A 21,938-nucleotide genomic window follows, 5' to 3' on the forward strand; every position below is an offset into this window, starting at 1 on the left:
GGACCGACGTAGTTAAGGTGTGGGCTGGGAGCGTGTCCGCCAACACACTCCGAGATGGCCGGCGACATTTGTGGGGCAGCCCGTGCGTGATTACTTGCTGACACTCTGCGTCACGGCCGCTGTGACCTATCTGCTCACCGGTCCGGTGCGCAAGTTCGCCATCGCGGTCGGGGCGATGCCCGCGATCCGCGCGCGCGACGTCCACCGCGAACCGACGCCGAGACTCGGCGGCATCGCCATGTTCGGCGGGCTGTGCGCGGGGCTGATCGTCGCGAGCCACCTGGCCAACCTGGACGGTGTCTTCGAGCTGTCCAGCGAGCCGCGGGCGCTGCTCTCCGGGGCGGCGCTGATCTGGCTGATCGGCGTCCTGGACGACAAGTTCGAGATCGACGCCCTGATCAAGCTCGGCGGGCAGATGCTGGCCGCCGCCGTCATGGTCCTCCAGGGCCTGACGATCCTGTGGCTGCCGATCCCCGGCGTCGGCACGGTCGCCCTCACCCCGTGGCAGGGCACGCTGCTCACGGTGGCGCTGGTCGTCATCACGATCAACGCGGTGAACTTCGTCGACGGCCTGGACGGCCTGGCGGCGGGCATGGTCCTCATCGCCGCCGCCGCGTTCTTCCTGTACACCTACCGGCTCTGGTACGGGCACACCATCGAGGCCGCCGCCCCGGCGACGCTCTTCGCCGCGATCCTGATGGGCATGTGCCTGGGCTTCCTGCCGCACAACATGCACCCGGCCCGGATCTTCATGGGGGACTCGGGCTCGATGCTGATCGGCCTGGTCCTTGCGGCCGGCGCGATCTCGGTGACCGGGCAGGTCGACCCGGACAACATGCGGCTCTTCGAGGGCAGTGAGCGCCAGGCGACCCACGCGATGCTCCCGGTCTTCATCCCGCTGCTGCTGCCGCTGACCATCATCGCGATCCCGGCCGCCGACCTGGTGCTGGCGATCGTGCGGCGCACCTGGAACGGCCAGTCGCCGTTCGCGGCGGACCGCGGCCACCTGCACCACCGGCTGCTCAACATCGGCCACTCGCACAGCCGGTCGGTGCTGATCATGTACTTCTGGTCGGCGCTGATCGCCTTCGGCGCGGTGGGGTACTCGGTCCACTCGACGTCCCTGTGGATCGTCCTGGTGATCGTGGGCCTGAGCGCGCTCGGCCTGATCCTGCTCCTGATGCCCCGCTTCACCCCCCGCGCCCCGCGCTGGGCGGAGAGCTTCGTACCCCCGCGCTACCGCCGCCGGCGGCGCCGGGGGGAGGATGCCACCGGAAACGGTGCCGTGGAGGACCAACAGGGGCCCGTGGACGGCCAGATGGACCCGGCAGGACCCGAGGGGCCGGGGGACGGCGGGAACGAGCCGGAGGGGGCTCCTGCGGCTCCGGTCACCGCCGGGGTCTCGGGCGTCAACGGAGCGACGGCGATCAGCCATCGTTCGCGTATTTCCGAGCGCCGCGCGGCTGGTTCCACACGTCGCTGAACCGGTCGTGGACGGCCATTAGCAGACAAATCGAAAGAGTTCTGCGCTCACACGTGCTCGTTAGTCCTCACGTGTGACGGCAAGCACACTTTCTTGGTAAAGACCTCATCAAATAGTTTGTGATACCGTTCACGAAGCCCGGTGACGGAGCCGAAGGACCTGATGTAGCGCGGTTCATCGGCGGGAAACATCGACTCGAACCGGGCCTACGCTCGTCCATGACGACACTTTGCCCACCCCCTTGCAAGCGGAGCTGCCCCATGCCGTCCAGCGACGTCCGGACTCTCCTCCAATCCGCCGTACCCACCGCTGCCGCCGGCCTCGTCGCCGCCGCGGTCAGCGCTGGTGTCGCGGGCGGAAAGGGAGCCCTGGGCGCGATCGTGGGGACGGTCGTGGTCATCCTCTTCATGGGGATCGGCCTTGTGGTCCTGCAGCGGACCGCCAGGTCCCTGCCGCATCTGTTCCAGGCCATGGGGCTGATGCTGTACACGGCCCAACTGCTTCTGCTGTTCATCTTCGTCGCCGTATTCAAGAACACCTCGCTGTTCAACCCGAAGGCCTTCGCGATCACCCTGGTCGCGACGACCCTCGTCTGGATCGGCGCACAGGCACGTGCGCACATGAAGGCCAAGATCCTTTACGTGGAACCGGAGTCCGACAAGGGCGACAAGCCCGGAAACCCGGGGTCCGAAGCGTGAAGGGTAGGGGCGGAATAAGTGCGGGGTCAGGACCCTGCTATCGTCCGGTTCCAACTGCGGCACTGCGGGCGCGTGCATGTGAGCTGACGCCTGCGCGATCGCGAGGCTCACATGCCTGACTGCCGCTCACACATCCGAAACACCAGTCCAGTGCCGAACCGCGGCCGCGCGCCGCGCCGACACAACGAGGTTGCCGTACCTATGCGCCACGCTGAAGGAGCCCGCGGTGAGTGCTGACCCGACACAGGTGCTCGCCTTCGAGACCGATTGCCACATCTTCGACGGTTGTGGTTTCCCGGCACCCGGCCTGCACTCGTTCCTGTTCGAGCCCATCTGGGGCGACGCGGACAGCAACTTGTACTTCAACAAGACGATGCTGCTGGCCCTGCTCGGCTCGATCATCATCGTGGGCTTCTTCTGGGCCGCCTTCCGTAAGCCGAAGTTGGTGCCCGGCAAGCTCCAGATGACCGCCGAGGCCGGTTACGACTTCATCCGTCGCGGCATCGTCTACGAGACGATGGGCAAGCGCGAGGGTGAGAAGTACGTCCCGCTCGTCGTCGCGTTGTTCTTCTTCGTCTGGATGATGAACCTCTGGTCGGTCATCCCGGTCGCCCAGTTCCCGGTGACGTCGATCATCGCGTACCCCGCGGTACTCGCGATCATCGTCTACCTCGTGTGGGTCAGCCTGACCTTCAAGCGCCACGGCTTCGTCGGAGCGCTCAAGAACTTCACCGGCTTCGACAAGTCGCTCGGTGCGGTGGCCTACCTCGCCGCCTTCATCGAGTTCTTCTCGAACCTCCTGGTGCGCCCGTTCACCCACGCGGTCCGACTGTTCGCGAACATGTTCGCCGGCCACACGCTGCTGCTGCTGTTCACGATCGCCAGCTGGTACCTGCTCAACGGCATCGGCATCGCGTACGCGGGCGTCTCGTTCGTCATGGTCATCGTGATGACCGCCTTCGAGCTCTTCATCCAGGCGGTCCAGGCGTACGTCTTCGTCCTCCTGACCTGCACCTACATCCAGGGCGCGCTCGCCGAGCATCACTGAGCAAGGCACTCGCCCCCCAATCGTCCGGTGGCCAACCCCCACCGGTCCGTAAAGAGAAGGAAGAACTGGCATGTCCCAGACCCTTGCTGCTGTCACCGGTGACCTCGGCTCCGTCGGTTACGGCCTCTCCGCCATCGGTCCCGGCGTCGGTATCGGCATCATCTTCGGCAACGGCACGCAGGCGCTCGCCCGCCAGCCCGAGGCCGCCGGCCTGATCCGTGCCAACCAGATCCTCGGCTTCGCCTTCTGTGAGGCGCTCGCCCTCATCGGTCTGGTCATGCCCTTCGTCTACTAAGACGAGCTGCGACTAGTCCGTACCGACGAAAGGCACTGACGTGAACCCCCTGGTTCAGCTCGCGGCCGAGGAAGCGGAAAACCCGCTCATCCCGCCGATCCCTGAGCTCGTCATCGGCCTCATCGCTTTCCTCATCGTCTTCGGCTTCCTCGCCAAGAAGCTCCTCCCGAACATCAACAAGGTTCTGGAAGAGCGCCGCGAGGCCATCGAAGGCGGCATCGAGAAGGCCGATGCGGCCCAGACCGAGGCCCAGAGCGTCCTTGAGCAGTACAAGGCGCAGCTCGCCGAGGCCCGTCACGAAGCCGCTCGTCTGCGCCAGGAGGCGCAGGAGCAGGGCGCCGTGATCCTGCAGGAGATGCGCGCGGAGGGCCAGCGCCAGCGCGACGAGATCGTCGCCGCCGGCCACGCCCAGATCGAGGCCGACCGCAAGGCCGCCGCCGCCGCGCTGCGCCAGGACGTGGGCAAGCTCGCCACCGAACTGGCCGGCAAGCTCGTCGGCGAGTCCCTCGAGGACCACGCCCGGCAGAGCGGCACCGTCGACCGTTTCCTCGACGAGCTCGAGGCGAAGGCCGAGGCCGTCCGATGAACAGCGCGAGCCGCGAGGCACTGGCTGCCGCACGCGAGCGCCTCGACGCGCTGACCGACAGCACGTCGGTCGACGCGGCGAAGCTCGCCGAGGACCTGGCCGGCGTCACGGCGCTGCTGCACCGCGAGGTGTCGCTGCGCCGGGTCCTGACCGACCCGGCGCAGCCGGGCGAGGCCAGGGCCGAGCTGGCAGGCCGCCTGCTCGGCGGCCAGGTGGGCGGCGAAGCCGTCGATCTGGTCTCCGGCATGGTCCGCTCGCGCTGGTCGCAGTCGCGCGACCTGGTCGACTCGGTCGAGGAGCTGGCGAACACCGCGGACCTCACCGCCGCCCAGCGCAACGGCGACCTGGACGACGTCGAGGACGAACTCTTCCGGTTCGGCCGCATCGTCGCCTCCGACACCGCTCTGCGTGCCGCGCTCAGCAGCCGGACCGCGACCCCCGCCGCCAAGGGCGAGCTGCTGCGCAGCCTGCTCGGCGGCAAGGCGCGGCCCACCACCGAGCGCGTCATCGTGCGGCTTGTCACCCAGCCGCGTGGACGTAGCCTGGAAGCGGGACTCGACTCGCTCTCCAAGCTCGCCGCGGAGCGCCGGGAGCGCATGGTCGCGATCGTCACCTCCGCGGTGCCGCTCACCGACCGGCAGAAGCAGCGCCTGGGCGCGGCCCTGGCGAAGATCTACGGCCGGCAGATGCACCTCAACCTCGACGTGGACCCCGAGGTCCTCGGCGGGATCGCGGTGCGGGTGGGCGACGAGGTCATCAACGGCACCATCGCGGAGCGCCTCGACGAGGCGACCCGTCGCATGGCCGGCTGACACGAGCGCAGCCCAACAGAGACAGAGCAAGACCAGCGGCCCGGTTGGGCCGTGCAGAAATTGCAGAAGATTCCTGGGGGTCGGCCCCCAGACCCCCTTAAGAAACTTCGGGCCCAACAAGGAGAGCAGGGAACCCAGATGGCGGAGCTCACGATCCGGCCGGAGGAGATCCGGGACGCGCTGGAGAACTTTGTCCAGTCGTACAAGCCGGACGCGGCCTCGCGCGAGGAGGTCGGTACGGTCAGCGTTGCCGGCGACGGCATCGCGAAGGTGGAGGGCCTGCCCTCCGCCATGGCGAACGAGCTGCTGAAGTTCGAGGACGGCACCCTCGGTCTCGCCCTCAACCTCGAGGAGCGCGAGATCGGTGCCATCGTCCTCGGCGAGTTCAGCGGTATCGAGGAGGGCCAGCCGGTGCAGCGCACCGGTGAGGTGCTCTCCGTCGGCGTCGGCGAGGGCTACCTCGGCCGCGTCGTCGACCCGCTCGGCAACCCGATCGACGGTCTCGGCGAGATCGCGACCGACGGCCGCCGCGCCCTCGAGCTGCAGGCCCCTGGCGTCATGGTCCGCAAGTCGGTGCACGAGCCGATGCAGACCGGCTACAAGGCCGTCGACGCCATGGTCCCGATCGGCCGCGGCCAGCGCCAGCTGATCATCGGCGACCGCCAGACCGGCAAGACCGCCCTGGCCGTCGACACGATCATCAACCAGCGCGACAACTGGCGCTCGGGCGACGTGAACAAGCAGGTGCGCTGCATCTACGTCGCCATCGGTCAGAAGGGCTCCACCATCGCCTCCGTGCGCGGTGCCCTCGAAGAGGCCGGCGCCCTGGAGTACACGACCATCGTCGCCGCCCCGGCGTCCGACCCGGCCGGCTTCAAGTACCTGGCGCCGTACACCGGCTCGGCCATCGGCCAGCACTGGATGTACCAGGGCAAGCATGTCCTGATCATCTTCGACGACCTCTCGAAGCAGGCCGACGCCTACCGCGCCGTGTCCCTGCTGCTGCGCCGCCCGCCGGGCCGTGAGGCGTACCCCGGTGACGTCTTCTACCTCCACTCGCGTCTGCTGGAGCGCTGCGCCAAGCTCTCCGACGACATGGGTGCCGGTTCGATGACGGGTCTCCCGATCGTCGAGACCAAGGCGAACGACGTGTCGGCGTTCATTCCGACCAACGTCATCTCCATCACCGACGGCCAGTGCTTCCTGGAGTCCGACCTGTTCAACGCCGGTCAGCGTCCGGCCCTGAACGTCGGTATCTCGGTCTCCCGCGTCGGTGGCTCCGCCCAGCACAAGGCGATGCGCCAGGTCTCCGGCCGCCTCCGTGTGGACCTCGCCCAGTACCGCGAGCTGGAGGCGTTCGCCGCCTTCGGTTCCGACCTGGACGCGGCCTCCAAGGCGTCGCTGGAGCGCGGTAAGCGCATGGTCGAGCTGCTGAAGCAGCCGCAGTACGCCCCGTTCCCGGTCGAGGAGCAGGTCGTCTCCGTCTGGGCCGGCACCAACGGCAAGATGGACGACGTCCCGGTCGAGGACATCCGCCGCTTCGAGACGGAGCTGCTGGAGTACCTGCGCCGCGAGCGCAAGGACCTCCTCACCAGCATCCGCGAGGGCGCCAAGATGTCCGACGACACGCTGCAGGCGATCGCTGACGCAGTCGCCGCGTTCAAGCAGCAGTTCGAGACCTCGGACGGCAAGCTCCTGGGCGAGGGCTGATCGATGGGCGCTCAGCTTCGCGTTTACAAGCGCCGCATCCGCTCCGTCACCGCCACGAAGAAGATCACCAAGGCGATGGAGATGATCGCCGCCTCGCGCATCGTCAAGGCGCAGCGCCAGGTGGCGGCGTCGACGCCGTACGCCACCGAGCTCACCCGCGCGGTGACCGCGGTGGCGACCGGCTCCGCCACCAGGCACCCGCTGACCACCGAGGCCGAGACCCCGGCCCGGGCCGCGATCCTGCTCATCACGAGCGACCGCGGTCTGGCCGGCGGTTACTCCTCCAACGCCATCAAGGCCGCGGAGAGGCTGACCCAGCGGCTGCGCGGTGAGGGCAAGGAGGTCGACACGTACGTGATCGGCCGCAAGGGCGTCGCCTACTACGGGTTCCGGGAGCGCAAGCTCGCCGACTCGTGGACCGGCTTCACCGACAGCCCCACGTACGCGGATGCCAAGCGGGCGGCCGCTCCGCTGATCGAGGCGGTCAGCAAGGAGACGGCCGAGGGCGGCGTCGACGAGCTGCACATCGTCTTCACGGAGTTCGTGTCGATGATGACGCAGAACCCGGTCGAGGACCGGATGCTGCCGCTCAGTCTCGGTGCCACGGAGAAGAAGGACGGCCAGGGCGAGATCCTGCCGCTCTTCGACTTCGAGCCGTCTGCGGAGGACGTCCTCGACGCCCTGCTTCCGCGGTACGTCGAGAGCCGCATCTACAACGCGCTGCTGCAGGCCGCTGCTTCCGAGCACGCCGCCCGCCGCCGCGCGATGAAGTCGGCCACCGACAACGCCGGTGAGCTCATCAAGACGCTCTCCCGGCTTGCCAACGCGGCCCGCCAGGCCGAAATCACCCAGGAAATCAGCGAGATCGTCGGTGGTGCCAGCGCGCTGGCCGACGCGACCGCGGGGAGTGACAAGTAATGACGACGACAGTTGAGACGGCCGTTGCCACGGGCCGCGTCGCCCGGGTCATCGGCCCGGTCGTCGACGTGGAGTTCCCCGTCGACGCGATGCCGGACATCTACAACGCGCTGACCGTCGAGGTGGCCGACCCGGCCGAGGACGGCAAGCTCAAGACCCTGACGCTCGAGGTCGCCCAGCACCTCGGCGACGGCGTGATCCGCGCGATCTCGATGCAGCCCACCGACGGCCTGGTCCGCCAGGCCCCGGTGACCGACACGGGCACGGGCATCACCGTCCCGGTCGGTGACATCACCAAGGGCAAGGTCTTCAACACCCTCGGCGAGATCCTGAACAAGCCCGAGGCCGAGGCCGAGGTCACCGAGCGCTGGTCCATCCACCGCAAGGCGCCCAACTTCGACCAGCTCGAGTCCAAGACCGAGATGTTCGAGACCGGCGTCAAGGTCATCGACCTCCTCACCCCGTACGTCAAGGGTGGAAAGATCGGCCTGTTCGGTGGTGCCGGTGTCGGCAAGACCGTGCTGATCCAGGAGATGATCTACCGCGTCGCCAACAACCACGACGGTGTGTCGGTGTTCGCGGGCGTCGGTGAGCGTACCCGTGAGGGCAACGACCTCATCGAGGAGATGGCCGAGTCCGGCGTCATCGACAAGACGGCGCTCGTCTTCGGCCAGATGGACGAGCCGCCGGGGACCCGTCTCCGCGTCGCCCTGGCCGGTCTGACCATGGCGGAGTACTTCCGCGATGTGCAGAAGCAGGACGTGCTCTTCTTCATCGACAACATCTTCCGGTACACCCAGGCCGGCTCCGAGGTGTCCACTCTGCTCGGCCGTATGCCGTCCGCGGTGGGTTACCAGCCGAACCTGGCCGACGAGATGGGTCTGCTGCAGGAGCGCATCACGTCGACCCGCGGTCACTCGATCACCTCGATGCAGGCGATCTACGTCCCCGCGGACGACCTGACCGACCCGGCGCCGGCGACCACCTTCGCCCACCTCGACGCGACGACGGTTCTCTCCCGTCCGATCTCCGAGAAGGGCATCTACCCGGCCGTGGACCCGCTGGACTCGACGTCCCGCATCCTCGACCCGCGGTACATCACCGCGGACCACTACGGCACGGCCATGCGCGTCAAGGGGATTCTCCAGAAGTACAAGGATCTCCAGGACATCATCGCGATCCTCGGTATCGACGAGCTGGGCGAGGAGGACAAGCTCGTCGTCCACCGTGCCCGTCGCGTCGAGCGCTTCCTGTCGCAGAACACCCACGTCGCCAAGCAGTTCACCGGCGTGGACGGTTCGGACGTGTCGCTCGACGAGTCGATCGCCGCGTTCAACGCCATCTGCGACGGTGAGTACGACCACTTCCCCGAGCAGGCGTTCTTCCTGTGCGGTGGCATCGAGGACCTGAAGGCCAACGCCAAGGAGCTCGGCGTCTCCTGAGCCCCGGCTCACCGAGGGGGACGGGTGCTGTCCCGTCCCCCTCACCACGCCCCGTAGAATTGACCCAACACCCGGCACGACCGCCGGGTGGTGACCCGAGGAGCCACCCTTGGCTGCTGAGCTGCACGTCGAGCTGGTCGCCGCGGACCGCAGTGTCTGGTCCGGCGAGGCCACCCTTGTCGTCGCGCGCACCACGTCCGGCGACATCGGCGTCATGCCCGGTCACCAGCCGCTTCTGGGTGTGCTGGAATCGGGCCCGGTGACGATCCGTACGAGCGACGGCGCGACCGTCGTCGCCGCGGTGCACGGCGGTTTCCTCTCGTTCGCCGACGACAAGCTCTCGCTTCTCGCGGAGATCGCGGAGCTGGCCGACGAGATCGATGTCGAGCGCGCGGAGCGTGCGCTCGAACGTGCGAAGTCGGACACGGACGCCGCTTCCGAGCGGCGCGCCGAAGTACGACTGCGTGCGGTGGCCGCACACTAGCCACCCCGCGACATGGCTTTACCCTCAGCCGCGGCCCGTGCCGGAGACGCCTCCGGACCGTGTCGCGGCTGAGGCGATGCAGGTGCAGGTGAAGTTCCGGACGGTATCCGTTTACTCGACGACGCGAGGAGGTCGGTGGAGATGTTCCTCGCACTGTGGGTGGGCGGACTGCTCGTCGCACTGATCGTGGTGGGGCTCTTCGTCTTCGGCCTGCGCCGGCGGCTGATCCAGCGCTCCGGCGGAACGTTCGACTGCAGTCTGCGGTGGAACGTGCCGGCCGAGCCCGATCTGTCGGGCAAGGGCTGGGTGTACGGCGTCGCCCGGTACAGCGGCGACGAGGTCGACTGGTTCCGGGTCTTCAGCTACTCGCCCCGGCCGCGCCGGGTCCTGGAGCGCTCCGCGATCGAGGTGGAGGGCCGCCGCATGCCGGAGGGCGAGGAGGAGCTCGCGCTGCTCTCCGACGCCGTCGTGCTCTGCTGCCGCCACCGGGAGACCCGCCTGGAGCTGGCGATGAGCGAGGACGCGCTGACCGGCTTCCTCGCCTGGCTGGAGGCGGCCCCGCCCGGCCAGCGGGTGAACGTGGCCTGAGCCGCGCGTACGCACACCACGTACAGGCACACCGCGTACAGACATACGAAAACCGGGGAGACAGGGGGCGGACCTGTCTCCCCGGTGCTTTCGGGGGTGAGCCTCGGTTGTGCTACCGGCCTACTTCAGGCCGGAGTTCATCGCGCTCACGAGTTCACCGTTGCTGGTGTCCCCGCTGAACTCCCAGAAGAACGCGCCTCCCAGGCCCTGGTTCTTCGCCCAGGCCATCTTCGCCTCGATGGTGGCCGGGGTGTCGTAGCTCCACCAGTTGGTGCCGCAGTGCGCGTACGCCGTGCCGGCGATGGTGCCGGTGCTGGGGCAGGTGTTCTTGAGGACCTTGTAGTCCTCGATGCCGGACTCGTACGTGCCCGGCGCGGGGCCGGTCGCCGTACCACCCGGGGCGGCCTGCGTGACGCCGGTCCAGCCGCGGCCGTAGAAGCCGATGCCGAGCAGCAGCTTCGAGGCGGGCACGCCCTGGGCCTTCAGCTTGGCGATCGCGGCGGCGGAGTTGAAGCCGTCCTTGGGGATGCCGTTGTACGACGTCAGCGGGGAGTGCGGGGCGGTCGGGCCCTGCTTGTCCCAGCCACCGAAGAAGTCGTACGTCATCACGTTGTACCAGTCGAGGGACTGCGCGGCGCCGGCGTAGTCCGCCAGGTCGATCTTGCCGCCCTCGGAGCCGTCGGCCGTGATGGCGGCGGTGACCAGGTAGTCCTTGCCGAACTTGGCACGCAGCGCCGTGGTGAGCTTCTTCAGCGCGTCCGGGCCGCTCGTGTCACAGGTCAGGCCACAGGCGTTGGGGTACTCCCAGTCGATGTCGATGCCGTCGAAGACATCGGCCCAGCGGGGGTCCTCCACCAGCTTGTAGCAGGAGTCGGCGAACGCGGCGGCGTTCTGGGAGGCCTGGCCGAAGCCGCCGGACCAGGTCCAGCCGCCGAAGGACCAGAGGACCTTGATGTGCGGGTACTTCGCCTTGAGCTTGCGCAGCTGGTTGAAGCTACCGCGCAGCGGCTGGTCCCAGGTGTCGGCGACGCCGTCGACGGACTGGTCGGCGGTGTACGCCTTCTCGTAGTCGGCGTAGGAGTCGCCGATGGTGCACTTGCCGCCCTGGACGTTGCCGAAGGCGTAGTTGATGTGCGTGATCTTCGCGGCCGAACCGGACGTGTCCAGGTTCTTGACGTGGTAGTTGCGTCCGTAGACGCCCCACTCGGCGAAGTAGCCGAGGTTGACCTTGTCGCCGGTCTGGTTGTCGTCGTCGCCGCCACCGCCGGTGGTGTGGACCTTGACCGCGCCGCTGACCGGGCCGGTCTGGTCGGCGGTGTCACGCGCCTGGACCGTGTACGAGTAGTCCGTACCGGCGGTCAGGCCGCTGTCGGTGTACGTGGTGCCGGTGACCGTGGAGACGACCGCGCCGTCCCGCAGGACGTCGTAGTTCTTGACGCCGTGGTCGTCGGTGGCGGCCGTCCAGCTCAGCTTCGCCGAGGTGTCGGTGATGTTGCCGGCGGTGGGGGTGCCCGGCGCCGAGGGGGCGTTGTCGCCGGGAATCTCCGGCCCGCCGTCGCAGGAGGCGCCGTTCAGCTTGCAGTTGGTGGCCGAACTGCCGCCGGAGCCGGTGCCGTTGAAGCCGAAGGAAACGCTGGCACCGGGGGCGACGGTGCCGTTCCAGCCGACGTTCTTGGCGGTCCAGTGGTCACCCGTGTGGGTGACGGTGGCGTTCCAGGCGGAACCGACCGCGGTGCCGCTGGGGAAGTCCCACTCGATGGTCCACGAGCTGAGGGCGGTGGTACCGGTGTTCTTCACCGTCCACGAGCCCTCGAAGCCGGAGCCCCAGTCGGACTTCTTGACGTACGTGGCCGTGGCGGAGGTCGCCGCCTCGGCGGGGGAGGCCAGGCCGACCATGACGGCCAGCGGCAGGAGCATCGCGGTGAGGCCCGCGACTGCTCGGGTTCTGGTGGCTTTCCCGGACCCGATTCTGAATCGGGTCCGGTGGGGGGTCTCAGTGCTCAACGGTGCTCCTCGGGTGAGGTCCGGACATACGAGGTGGTCCGTGGACTACTGACTCTGCGTCGCCCTGAGCCCGCTTTTGTCATGAGCAAGCTCACCGCAGTGTGCTCGGTGAGATTAGGAAGGTCTGGACCAATCGTCAAGAGGTCTGGACCAAAGAACGGGGTCGCTCCCCGAATAAACCTCACACGCCCAACTCCTGTGCCAGCACGGCCGCCTGGACCCTGCTCCGCAGTTCGAGCTTCCCCAGCAACCGGCTGACATGCGTCTTCGCGGTGGCCTCAGCCATGGACAGCCGGACCGCGATCTCCGCGTTCGACAGCCCCTCGCCCAGGCACCCCAGCACCTCTCGTTCCCGCCTGGTCAGCGACTCCAGCACCGACGGGTCCGGCACCTCCGGCGCCCGTACGACCGGCGTCCCCGCGAACTCCGCGATCAGCCGGCGCGTCACGGCCGGGGCGATCAGCCCCTCGCCGCGCGCCACCGTACGCACCGCGTCGAGCAGCCCGGCCGCCTCCGTGTCCTTCAGCAGAAAGCCGGCGGCGCCCGCCCGCAACGCCCCGAACACATAGGCGTCCAGGTCGAACGTCGTCAGCACCAGCACGTCCGCCAGCCGCTCCCCGGTCACCTGCCGGGTCGCCGAGAGCCCGTCCAGACGCGGCATCTGAACGTCCATCAGCACCAGGTCAGGACGCAGCTCACGGGCGAGCCGCACCGCCTCCTCGCCGTCCCCCGCCTCCCCGACGACCTCGATGTCCGGCGCGCTGCCCAGGATGAGCACCAGCCCCGCCCGTACCGCCGTCTGGTCCTCCGCGACCAGCACCCGGATCGTCATGTCCCCACCTCACCCTGCCTTCCGTGTACCGGACACGGGCAGCGCCGCCCGCACCCGCCAGATCCCGTCGCGCGGCCCCGCCGCGAACTCCCCGCCGAGCAGCGCCACGCGCTCCCGCATCCCCACCAGGCCGGCCCCCGACCCCGGCGCACGCGGCCCCGGCCGGTCGCCGAGCGCACTGGTCACCTCCACCGTCAGCACGTCGGCCGCCCGCGCGAGCCGCACCGCGACCCGGCCCGGCGCGGCGTGCTTGAGCGCGTTGGTGAGGGACTCCTGCACGATCCTGTACGCGGCCAGCTCGACCGGCGCCGGCAGCGGCTCACCGGCGGCCCTGGTGTCCTCCAGGACACAGCTCAGCCCGCCGGCCGCGGCGGCGGCGCGGTGCTGCTCGATCAGCGCGTCCAGCGAGCCGAGCGTCGGCGAACCGGTGGGCTCCGGATCGCCCGCGCCGGTGCGCAGCAGCCCGATGAGGCGTCGCATTTCGGCCAGACCCTCGACGCTGTTCTCCCGGATCACGCCGAGGGCGGTGCGGGAGGTCTCCGGGTCGCCGATGGAGAGTGCGGCGGTGGAGTGGATCGCGATCGCGGAGAGGTGGTTGGCGACCAGGTCGTGCAGTTCGCGCGCCATCCGGGCCCGCTCCGCGGTGACCGCCTGGGCGCGGTCCATCTCGGCGAGCAGGGCGGTCTGGTCGGCGCGCAGCCGCGCGGTCTCGGCGGCGTCCCGGTGGTCGCGGACGCTCACCCCGGTGAGGGCGGGCACGAAGACGACGAGGGCGGTGACGATGCCGATGAGCAGGGCATCGGCGCTGCGGAACCAGGCCAGCGAGCCGATGGTGACGACGAGGGTGACCAGGAACGTGACCACCGGGATGCGCCGGGCGGCCGCCGGGGTCCCGTACAGCACCGCCGCGTACATGATGTCGGTGTACATCGCCACGGTGGCGAGATTGCCGTGGGTGCACTGGTCCGCGGCGAGCGCGACGGTGCCGAGGGCGAGCGCGGTGCGTGGCGCGGTCCTGCGCAGCAGCTCCGCCGCCGACATCACGACGAGCGGGATCAGCGGCAGCCGGGTGTCCCCGAGGACGTACCCGGTCCGCATGTAGAGGTCGAGCAGCCACAGCACCAGGCCGCCGAACAGCCCGCAGGCCGCGATGAGCACATCGTCGCGGTGGGGGCGGGACAGGGGGAGAGCCGGCATGCGTCCATCCAACACGTCCCGCCCGACACGCCGCGTCGGCGCCGGGGGCGACCCGCCACTACATCGAAGTATGCAGTCGGGATTCCTCACCGGGGCCGATGATCCGGGCCGGGGCGGCGGCCAGGCTGGAAGGGACCGAAAAGGAGCGGACCGTGATCGTCACACTGATCGTCGCCTGCGAGATCGCCTTCTGGGTGCTGCTCGCCACCGGCCTGGCGCTGCGCTACGGGGCGCGCAAACCGCGGCTGGGGGCCGCCGTGCTGCTGTGCGAGCCGGTGCTGGAACTCGTGCTGCTCGTGGTGACCGCCGTCGACCTGAAGAACGGCGCGGAGCCCGACTGGAAGCACGGGCTCGCCGCGGTCTACATCGGCTTCACGGTCGGCCTCGGCCACTCCACCATCAAGTGGGCGGACGCCCGGGTGGCGCACCGTTTCGCGGGCGGCCCGCCGCCGGTGAAGCCGCCGAAGTACGGGAAGGCGCGGGCCGTGTACGAGTGGGTGACCGCCGCCCGGTGGTGCGCCGCCGCGGTGACGGCCCTGGTCCTGCTCCAGGCCGCCGCCTGGTACGTCGGGGGAGACGGGGACGTGTCCTCGCTGCGGTCCTGGCAGCGCACGATGCTCCTGGTGATCGGGATCAACCTGGTGATCGCGGTGAGCTACACGCTCTTCCCCAAGCGGGAACCCGCGGACCGGGACCGGGAGAAGAGCCCGTCCGCGAGGTGAACCGGCTCGCGGACGGGCCTGCGCTCAGCGCTCGCCGCCCGGCACCCACAGCACGTCGCCGACCTCCTTGTTCGCCACCCGCGCCAGGATGAACAGCAGGTCGGAGAGGCGGTTGAGGTAGGTCGCCGTCAGCGGGTTCATCACCTCGCCGTGCACCTCCATCGCGGCCCAGGTGGAGCGCTCCGCGCGGCGGACCACGGTGCACGCCTGGTGCAGCAGGGCCGCGCCGGGGGTGCCGCCCGGCAGGATGAAGCTGCGGAGCTTCTCGACCTGCTCCAGGTAGTGGTCGCAGTCGGCCTCCAGCTTGTCGACGTAACTCTGCTCCACCCGCAGCGGCGGGTATTTCGGCTCCTCGACGACCGGTGTGGACAGGTCCGCGCCCACGTCGAACAGGTCGTTCTGCACGCGGACGAGGACCTTCACGACGTCCTCGCCGAGCTGCCCGAGGGCGATCGCGGTGCCGATGACCGCGTTGGCCTCGTTGGCGTCGGCGTACGCGGAGATCCGCAGATCGGTCTTGGCGGTGCGGCTCATGTCACCGAGGGCGGTGGTGCCGGTGTCGCCGGTACGGGTGTAGATGCGCGTCAGATTGACCATGCGCCCAGAGTAGTTATGCCCCGGCCTTCGCGAAGGCACGTGTGCCCACCGTCACGGCCCTGCTGATGACGGGCATGTTCCAGCAAAACAGCGTGAGGCCAAAAACGCAGTGAATCCAAACTTTCATGAACCCCATTCGATCTACGATGGGGGCATGGCCGAGGGACTCAGAGAGCGCAAGAAGCGGCAGACCAGGCAGCAGCTGTCGGACGTGGCCACCGGTCTCTTCCTGGAGCGCGGCTTCGACGCGGTCACGATCGCCGAGATCGCCCAGGCCGCCGACGTCTCCGTCAACACCGTGTACAACTACTTCCCCGCCAAGGAGGACCTCTTCCTGGACCGCAGTCAGGGCGTGGTCGAGCGCCTCTCGCGCTACGTCCGGGGCCGCGACAGGGGCGAGTCCGCGGCCGACGCCGTGCTGCGGGAACTGCGCCTCCAGGTCGAGGGCGTCTCGCCCGCGGTCGGGCTGATGGAGGGCTACGAGCGCTTCATGTGGGTCATCGAGGGCGCCGACGGCCTCAAGGCCCGCCTGTGGCACATCCAGCAGGAGACCCAGCGGCATCTGGAGGCCACCTTGCTGGAGGAGAGCGGCGCCGGGGCCGGCGACCCGCTGCCGGTTCTGGTGGCCGGCCAGCTCTCCTGGGTCCACAGCACGCTCATGGCGTACATCGGGCGCGAGATGGTGGCCGGCCGCCGCCCCGCCGAGGTCTCGCGGGACGCCCTGGTACTGCTCGACGACATCGAGGATCTGCTGGGCGAAAAGGTACTCAACTACGCCCGACGCGCCGCCGAATGACACCTGCCGGTGTGATGTCCGTCATTTGAGACGTGACGCGCATCTCTTCGCAGCCCCAGCGCGCGCCACGGGTACTAACCTCCGCCGGAGGGCATGGACCAGAACCACCGACACATACAGAGGGGTGCCAACGTGGCCAGGAAGCTCGCCGTCATCGGAGCCGGACTCATGGGGTCCGGTATCGCGCAGGTCTCCGCCCGGGCGGGCTGGGACGTGGTGCTGCGCGACGTCACCGACGAGGCCCTGACCCGCGGCCGCGACGGCATCAAGGCCTCGTTCGACAAGTTCGTCTCCAAGGGCCGGCTCGACGCCGCCGACGCCGAGGCCGCCCTCGGCCGGATCACCACCACCACCGACCTGGACGCCGTCGCCGACGCGGACGTCGTGGTCGAGGCAGTCTTCGAGAAGCTGGAGGTCAAGCACGAGATCTTCCGGTCCCTCGAAGGGATCGTCCGGGACGACACCGTGCTCGCCTCCAACACCTCCGCCATCCCGATCACCAAGATCGCGGCCGTGACCGCGCGGCCCGAGCGTGTCGTCGGCGTGCACTTCTTCTCGCCGGTCCCGATGATGCAGCTCTGCGAACTCGTACGCGGCTACAAGACCAGCGACGAAACCCTCGCCACCGCACGGGAGTTCGCCGAGTCCGTCGGCAAGACCTGCATCGTCGTCAACCGCGACGTGGCCGGCTTCGTCACCACCCGGCTGATCTCGGCGCTCGTCGTCGAGGCCGCCAAGCTGTACGAGTCGGGCGTCGCCACCGCCGAGGACATCGACATCGCCTGCAAGCTCGGTTTCGGCCACGCCATGGGACCGCTGGCCACCGCCGACCTGACGGGTGTGGACATCCTGCTGCACGCCACCGGCAACATCTACACCGAGTCCCAGGACGAGAAGTTCGCCGCCCCGGAGCTGATGCGCCGGATGGTCGATGCAGGTGACATCGGGCGCAAGAGCGGGCAGGGCTTCTACACCTACTGATCATTTCCGGTCCGGTCCGGCTGATTCGCTGTCAATCACGCCGGGGCGCCGTTCGGGGAACACCGTCCGGAACCAGCGGCTCCGCCAGGGGCCGCAACCGTCCCGCATCACTCCCCGGAGTGAATTCGGTATCGGTTCGCTTACGGACGGCAACTACCCTGTCGCTGCCGCAGTCAGTTGGGGCAGTAACAGTTTCGGACAGACGGACCGGGCCACGGAGCATTCCAGGGGAGCGCATATGCACATCAGGGGCGACCACGCCGAGCTGGTCGTCGGGGGCCGCCTCGACGTCCGAAGCGCGGCGGACGCCCGTACGGTCCTGCACACGGCCCTCGACGACGGCGTCGGCGATCTGGTGCTCGACCTGACCGAGCTGGATTCGTGGGACGCCACCGGACTCGGCGTCATCATGGGCGCACACCGCAGGGCCGGGCGCGCCGGACGCCGCCTCGTGCTGCGCGGCGTGCCTCCGCAGATGCAACGCCTCCTGGTGGCCACCCGGCTGCACCGCATCCTCGCCATCGAGGGCGGCATCGCCGCGGAGTCCCTCCCACGCGTCTGAGCATCCGGACGGGGACGCCGCGTACCCCCGGGCGGACCCTCGGTGACCGTACGGCCGAAGCCGCACAATCCTCACGAGACCGTGATCTGTGGGGCGGCGCGCCACCCCGGCTGTTCGTAGATACTGTGCGAAGGTTTAGGGTTCGGCCGTCTGCCGATTGACGGACCCACCCGGCGGACACCGGACCGTGAACGGCATCTGGACGTGCGAGGCCGGGAGGGACAACCGCGCTCGACGCGTCTTGGGGGCTTTGGCGATGGACCCGATACACCGGGGGCCGGAAGAGTTCGGCCACGACAACGAGGGCTCCGCGGAGGATGCCGTACGGCGCCGCCCCTCCCGCGATCCGCTGACTCCGGATTTCGGTCAGCAAACACCGCAACAGGCCCGCGTGGTCACCCTCGTCGCCGGTGATCTGCTGCTCACCATCAACCCGGTCGACGGCAGCGAGGTCGAACTGTGCCCGCCCGGCGGGCAGCCCGCGGACCCCGTCCGCCGCACCCCCGCCGAGCGCGCCGACCGCGCCCGCGCCGCCACGCCCCCCGGCCCGCCCCTGCCCGAACTGCCCCTGCTGCGCCGCGACGCCGAGCGGGAACGGCTGACCCGGCTGCTCGCCCGCGGCCGCTCCGTCCGGCTCACCGGACCGGCGGGTTCCGGCCGGACGGCGCTGCTCGACGCCGTGGCCGCCGCCTGCGCGGACTTCGCGCCGGACGGGGTCGTCCGCCTCAGCGGCCACAAGCGCACGGCCGCGGACCTGCTGTACGGACTCTTCGACGCCGTCCACGACGCACCCCGCTTCCGGCCGGACCGGGCCCAGCTCCTGACGGCGCTGCGGACCACCGGGGCCGTCGTCGTCCTGGACGACCTGGAGTTCGGCGGCGCCGCCCTGGACGAACTGCTGGACGCCACCCCCGAGTGCGCCTACCTCCTCGCCGCCACGCCGGACGTCGCCGCGCCCGGCCCCGACGCGCACCTCGAAGAGATCCCCCTCGCCGGCCTGGACCGTGCCGCCTCCGTCGAACTCCTGGAGCGGGTCGTCGAACGCCCGCTCACCGAGGAGGAGGCCAACTGGGCCGGAGACCTCTGGTTCGAGTCCGAGGGCCTGCCCCTGCGGTTCGTCCAGGCCGGCGCCCTGCTGCGGCAGCGCGACGCCCTGCGCGTCGACCCCACCGCGTACGACGAGTACGGCTATCTCGCGACCCGGCCCGCCCCGGCGCCGGACCCCGAGGACGCCACGAGCGTCGAGGACGCCACCGGCACCGAGGACGCCACCGGCACCGAGGACGCCGCGAGCACCGAGGACCCCACGAGCACCGAGGACGCCGAGGCCGCAGACGTACCGCTGCCCGGCCTCGGGGAGGCGGTCGCGCCCGCCGCCCTGCTCGCCTCCCGGCTCGGCGAGGCCGCCCGCGAGACGCTGAGGTTCGCCGTCGCGCTCGGCGGCGAGGTGCCGCACCAGGCCCACCTCCCGGCACTCATCGGGGACACCCACGCCGACGCCGCACTCGGTGAACTGGCCGGCTGCGGGCTGCTCTCCCCGGCCGGCTCCCGCTACCGGCTGGCCGCCGGGGTGACGGCCCAGCTGGTGGCCGCCGGCTACGACGAAGGCGCCGCCGTCCGGGCCCGTACCGCCGCCCAGCACTACACCTGGTGGACCGGGCACCCCTCCGTCACCCCCGCACGGGCCTGCGCCGAGGCCGACGCGATCGTCGCGGCCATGAACCAGCTGGTGCCGGGGGAGGGGGCCGGCCGGACGAGCGCCGCCGTGCTCCTCGCCCGCAGCGCGGCGCCCGTGTTCGCGGCCGGGCTGCACTGGGGCGCCTGGGAGCGGGCCCTGCGGATCGGCCAGGAGGCCGGCCGGCTCGCCGGGGAGGTCGCGGAAGAGGCGTACTTCCACCACGAGTTGGGTGTGCTGGCGCTCTGCACCGGCCACCCCGACCGGGCCAGGACCGAGCTGGAGACCGCGATCGGGATGCGCGGGGCGCTGGCCGACCGCAGGGGCGCGGTGGCGGGACGGCGGGCCCTCGCCCTGGTCGCGGACCGCTCCGGCGGACCGGGCGCGGGCATGGTGCCGGGCGGCCAGGGTGCGGCCGGGACGTTCGAGGCGTCGCCGCCGCTCGGTGTGCCGGCCCTCGCCCCGGCCCCGGCGCGGCGTCCGCTCGACGACACGGCGGTGGTGCCGCGGCAGCCGGCGCCCGGACCGGCCGGGTCCGGCAAGGGGTCCGGCCGGCGCGTCGGCGCGCTGGCGTACATCGGCGGGGCCCGGCGCAACCTGGTCGCCGCCGGGGCGGGGGTGCTGCTCGCCGGTGTCCTCGGCACGGTGGTGACGCTCGGGCTGACGTCGAGCAGCGACCCGCAGGGCGGCGCCGGTACGTCGACCGAGCAGGAGGTGCCGCAGGACGACAGCATCTACGACGCCGAGGTGACGACCGGTGAGCCGGCGGACGGGAAGCCGACGACGGTCTCGTCCCCGGGGTCGCCGTCCGGGTCGGCCTCGACGGCCGTGACACCGGGGGCCACGGACAGCGCCACGGCCTCGCCGGGCGGGGAGTCGCCCAGCACGACGCCCTCGGCACCGGACGCGTCCACGTCGTCGAGCAGCACGGCGCCGGAGCCTTCGGAGACCGTGTCGTCGGGTAAGCCGATCGCCACGTCGCCGGGCATGTCCGGTACGACGCCGAGCGGGTGGACGCCCCCGAACCCGGACCAGGACCCGGGCACCGGGCCCCCGGAGCCCACGCAGACGCCGACGGAGGACCCCGGGGCCGGAGAGGGCGCGGTGGAGTCCGCGAGCGGTGGCCCCGGTCCCGACCCGGCCCTCGCTCAGAACAGCCGGAGTTTGTCGTCCTCGATGCCCCTCAGCGCGTCGTAGTCCAGGACCACGCAGCCGATGCCGCGGTCCGTGGCCAGCACGCGGGCCTGGGGCTTGATCTCCTGGGCGGCGAAGATGCCCCGGACCGGGGCCAGGTGCGGATCGCGGTTGAGCAGTTCCAGATAGCGGGTCAGCTGCTCGACGCCGTCGATCTCGCCGCGCCGCTTCAGTTCGACGGCCACCGTCTGCCCGTCCGCGTCGCGGCACAGGATGTCCACCGGGCCGATGGCCGTGAAGTACTCGCGGCGGATCAGGGTGTAGCCCTCGCCCAGCGTCTCGATGCGGTCCGCGAGCAGTTCCTGGAGGTGCGCTTCCACACCGTCCTTGATCAGTCCTGGATCGACGCCCAGCTCATGGGACGAGTCATGGAGGATTTCCTCCATAGTGATGATCAGTTTTTCGCCCGCCTTGTTCACCACGGTCCAGACGCCCTCGGTCTCACCGCCGCCCTCCTTGAGGGTGCAGGGCGGCGACATCCAGTTGAGCGGTTTGTACGCCCTGTCGTCGGCGTGAATCGACACGCTCCCGTCCGCCTTGACCAGGATGAGGCGGGGAGCGGAGGGCAGGTGGGCCGTGAGCCGACCCGCGTAGTCCACGGAGCAGCGGGCGATGACGAGACGCATGGTCGGCAACGCTACTCGACGTCGGGGACTCGACGCGATTCCCCCATCCGGGGGCCCCAGCGCTTTCGGACCTGACACTTTCTGTCTTGCCCCTCTTTGAACCCCTTCGTTATTGGCCGGTTGTGTTCCCAATCTCCTGGTGCGGCCCGGACTGCGCCCTTACCGTGGATGCGGGAGGTCGCCGCATGTGCACGCTGCGTCGCCGCCCTCCTTCCCTGCCCGTAAGGCTTCGGCAGCCCGCCGGGGCCGCGAGAGGAGAACCCATGTCGCTCGACGTCTCACCGGCTCTGTTGGAACAGGCCGAGCGAGGCGAGGTCGACGAAGCCGACTTCGTCGACTGCGTCCGGACCTCCCTGCCCTACGCGTGGGAGATGATCAGCTCGTTGGTGGCTCAGCTGAAGGTGGACGGCGGGCAGTTCGCCGACAACCAGACGCCGCCGCCCGACGAGCAGGCACGTGGTCAGCTGCTGCGCGCGCTCGCGAGCGATGCGATACGCGGCGCGCTGCAGCGGCACTTCGGGGTGCGACTCGCATTCCAGAACTGCCACCGCGTCGCGGTGTTCCCGCTGGACGCGTCGGTCGACGACCGGCTGGCCAAGTTCACCTCGGTGAGGGGCCAGTTGCTCAACCAGTCGCCCGAGCTCCGGGACTGCTGAACGCCTCCGTCGCCGTTCCGGGCCGCGGGAGG

The 21,938-nt window shown here is 69.9% G+C and carries 22 protein-coding genes; 17 read left to right on the forward strand and 5 right to left on the reverse strand.

All coding sequences use genetic code 11. The features are described from left to right. Window positions 1-70 precede the first annotated feature (70 nt). From DNK56_RS25685 to DNK56_RS25735, 11 genes are all read left to right on the forward strand, one after another. Window positions 71-1,483 carry an MraY family glycosyltransferase gene (locus DNK56_RS25685; protein WP_199563626.1) on the forward strand — a complete coding sequence of 471 codons (1,413 nt, stop codon included), beginning with the start codon at window positions 71-73 and terminating at the stop codon, window positions 1,481-1,483. A gap of 260 nt (window positions 1,484-1,743) precedes the next feature. Then, on the forward strand, window positions 1,744-2,181 hold the full coding sequence (locus DNK56_RS25690) for a hypothetical protein (protein WP_111338201.1): 438 nt from the start codon (window positions 1,744-1,746) through the stop codon (window positions 2,179-2,181). Between the two features lie 211 nt (window positions 2,182-2,392). Beyond that, window positions 2,393-3,229 carry a F0F1 ATP synthase subunit A gene (gene atpB, locus DNK56_RS25695; protein ID WP_199563699.1) on the forward strand — a complete coding sequence of 279 codons (837 nt, stop codon included), beginning with the start codon at window positions 2,393-2,395 and terminating at the stop codon, window positions 3,227-3,229. 70 nt (window positions 3,230-3,299) lie between these two features. After that, on the forward strand, window positions 3,300-3,524 hold the full coding sequence (locus DNK56_RS25700; RefSeq protein ID WP_111338203.1) for a F0F1 ATP synthase subunit C: 225 nt from the start codon (window positions 3,300-3,302) through the stop codon (window positions 3,522-3,524). A 40-nt stretch (window positions 3,525-3,564) separates the two neighbouring features. Continuing rightward, entirely contained in the window at window positions 3,565-4,110 is a 546-nt protein-coding gene (locus tag DNK56_RS25705; RefSeq protein ID WP_111338204.1) for a F0F1 ATP synthase subunit B, read from the forward strand. Beyond that, a complete protein-coding gene (locus DNK56_RS25710) occupies window positions 4,107-4,922 on the forward strand; it encodes a F0F1 ATP synthase subunit delta (protein ID WP_111338205.1) in 816 nt (271 codons plus the stop codon). The genes DNK56_RS25705 and DNK56_RS25710 overlap by 4 nt, the downstream gene beginning before the upstream one ends. Before the next feature lie 138 nt (window positions 4,923-5,060). Then, window positions 5,061-6,632 carry a F0F1 ATP synthase subunit alpha gene (gene atpA, locus DNK56_RS25715; RefSeq protein ID WP_111338206.1) on the forward strand — a complete coding sequence of 524 codons (1,572 nt, stop codon included), beginning with the start codon at window positions 5,061-5,063 and terminating at the stop codon, window positions 6,630-6,632. 3 nt (window positions 6,633-6,635) lie between these two features. Continuing rightward, window positions 6,636-7,550, forward strand: a complete 915-nt coding sequence (locus tag DNK56_RS25720; RefSeq protein WP_111338207.1) for a F0F1 ATP synthase subunit gamma — start codon at window positions 6,636-6,638, stop codon at window positions 7,548-7,550. Continuing rightward, window positions 7,550-8,992, forward strand: a complete 1,443-nt coding sequence (gene atpD, locus DNK56_RS25725) for a F0F1 ATP synthase subunit beta (protein WP_111338208.1) — start codon at window positions 7,550-7,552, stop codon at window positions 8,990-8,992. The genes DNK56_RS25720 and atpD overlap by 1 nt, the downstream gene beginning before the upstream one ends. 109 nt (window positions 8,993-9,101) lie before the next feature. Then, a complete protein-coding gene (locus DNK56_RS25730; protein ID WP_111338209.1) occupies window positions 9,102-9,476 on the forward strand; it encodes a F0F1 ATP synthase subunit epsilon in 375 nt (124 codons plus the stop codon). Window positions 9,477-9,617: 141 nt separating this feature from the next. Continuing rightward, complete coding sequence (locus tag DNK56_RS25735) at window positions 9,618-10,064, forward strand: DUF2550 domain-containing protein (protein ID WP_111338210.1); 447 nt, start codon at window positions 9,618-9,620, stop codon at window positions 10,062-10,064. Between the two features lie 120 nt (window positions 10,065-10,184). On the opposite strand, the gene DNK56_RS25740 is transcribed toward DNK56_RS25735, so the two are convergent. The 3 genes from DNK56_RS25740 to DNK56_RS25750 all read right to left on the reverse strand — a co-directional run bounded on the left by DNK56_RS25740 (window position 10,185) and on the right by DNK56_RS25750 (window position 14,097). Continuing rightward, on the reverse strand, window positions 10,185-12,068 hold the full coding sequence (locus tag DNK56_RS25740; protein ID WP_111338211.1) for a glycoside hydrolase family 18 chitinase: 1,884 nt from the start codon (window positions 12,066-12,068) through the stop codon (window positions 10,185-10,187). Window positions 12,069-12,249: 181 nt separating this feature from the next. After that, a complete protein-coding gene (locus DNK56_RS25745; protein WP_111338212.1) occupies window positions 12,250-12,900 on the reverse strand; it encodes a response regulator in 651 nt (216 codons plus the stop codon). Window positions 12,901-12,909: 9 nt separating this feature from the next. Next, on the reverse strand, window positions 12,910-14,097 hold the full coding sequence (locus tag DNK56_RS25750; protein ID WP_111338213.1) for a sensor histidine kinase: 1,188 nt from the start codon (window positions 14,095-14,097) through the stop codon (window positions 12,910-12,912). A 152-nt stretch (window positions 14,098-14,249) separates the two neighbouring features. Between DNK56_RS25750 and DNK56_RS25755 the strand changes: the two genes are divergently transcribed. Then, window positions 14,250-14,819, forward strand: coding sequence for a hypothetical protein (locus tag DNK56_RS25755; protein ID WP_111339600.1), 570 nt, complete (start codon window positions 14,250-14,252; stop codon window positions 14,817-14,819). Window positions 14,820-14,843: 24 nt separating this feature from the next. On the opposite strand, the gene DNK56_RS25760 is transcribed toward DNK56_RS25755, so the two are convergent. Further along, entirely contained in the window at window positions 14,844-15,416 is a 573-nt protein-coding gene (locus tag DNK56_RS25760; RefSeq protein ID WP_111338214.1) for a cob(I)yrinic acid a,c-diamide adenosyltransferase, read from the reverse strand. A 154-nt stretch (window positions 15,417-15,570) separates the two neighbouring features. Here DNK56_RS25760 and DNK56_RS25765 point away from each other — a divergent pair, with 154 nt between their 5' ends. The 4 genes from DNK56_RS25765 (at window position 15,571) to DNK56_RS25780 (ending at window position 20,627) form a co-directional block, all read left to right on the forward strand. Then, window positions 15,571-16,212, forward strand: a complete 642-nt coding sequence (locus DNK56_RS25765; protein ID WP_111338215.1) for a TetR/AcrR family transcriptional regulator — start codon at window positions 15,571-15,573, stop codon at window positions 16,210-16,212. A gap of 132 nt (window positions 16,213-16,344) precedes the next feature. After that, complete coding sequence (locus DNK56_RS25770) at window positions 16,345-17,193, forward strand: 3-hydroxyacyl-CoA dehydrogenase family protein (RefSeq protein WP_111339602.1); 849 nt, start codon at window positions 16,345-16,347, stop codon at window positions 17,191-17,193. A 238-nt stretch (window positions 17,194-17,431) separates the two neighbouring features. Beyond that, entirely contained in the window at window positions 17,432-17,755 is a 324-nt protein-coding gene (locus DNK56_RS25775) for an STAS domain-containing protein (protein WP_111338216.1), read from the forward strand. Window positions 17,756-18,011: 256 nt separating this feature from the next. Beyond that, window positions 18,012-20,627, forward strand: coding sequence for an ATP-binding protein (locus DNK56_RS25780; RefSeq protein ID WP_111338217.1), 2,616 nt, complete (start codon window positions 18,012-18,014; stop codon window positions 20,625-20,627). On the opposite strand, the gene nucS is transcribed toward DNK56_RS25780, so the two are convergent. Next, window positions 20,579-21,250: an endonuclease NucS gene (gene nucS, locus DNK56_RS25785; RefSeq protein ID WP_111338218.1), complete on the reverse strand. Its 672-nt coding sequence runs from the start codon at window positions 21,248-21,250 to the stop codon at window positions 20,579-20,581. The genes DNK56_RS25780 and nucS overlap by 49 nt on opposite strands. A 263-nt stretch (window positions 21,251-21,513) precedes the next feature. Between nucS and DNK56_RS25790 the strand changes: the two genes are divergently transcribed. Further along, entirely contained in the window at window positions 21,514-21,906 is a 393-nt protein-coding gene (locus DNK56_RS25790; RefSeq protein WP_111338219.1) for an SCO5389 family protein, read from the forward strand. The last annotated feature ends 32 nt before the right edge of the window (window positions 21,907-21,938 follow it).

This window comes from Streptomyces sp. AC1-42W (genome assembly GCF_003248355.1).
GTDB lineage: Bacteria > Actinomycetota > Actinomycetes > Streptomycetales > Streptomycetaceae > Streptomyces.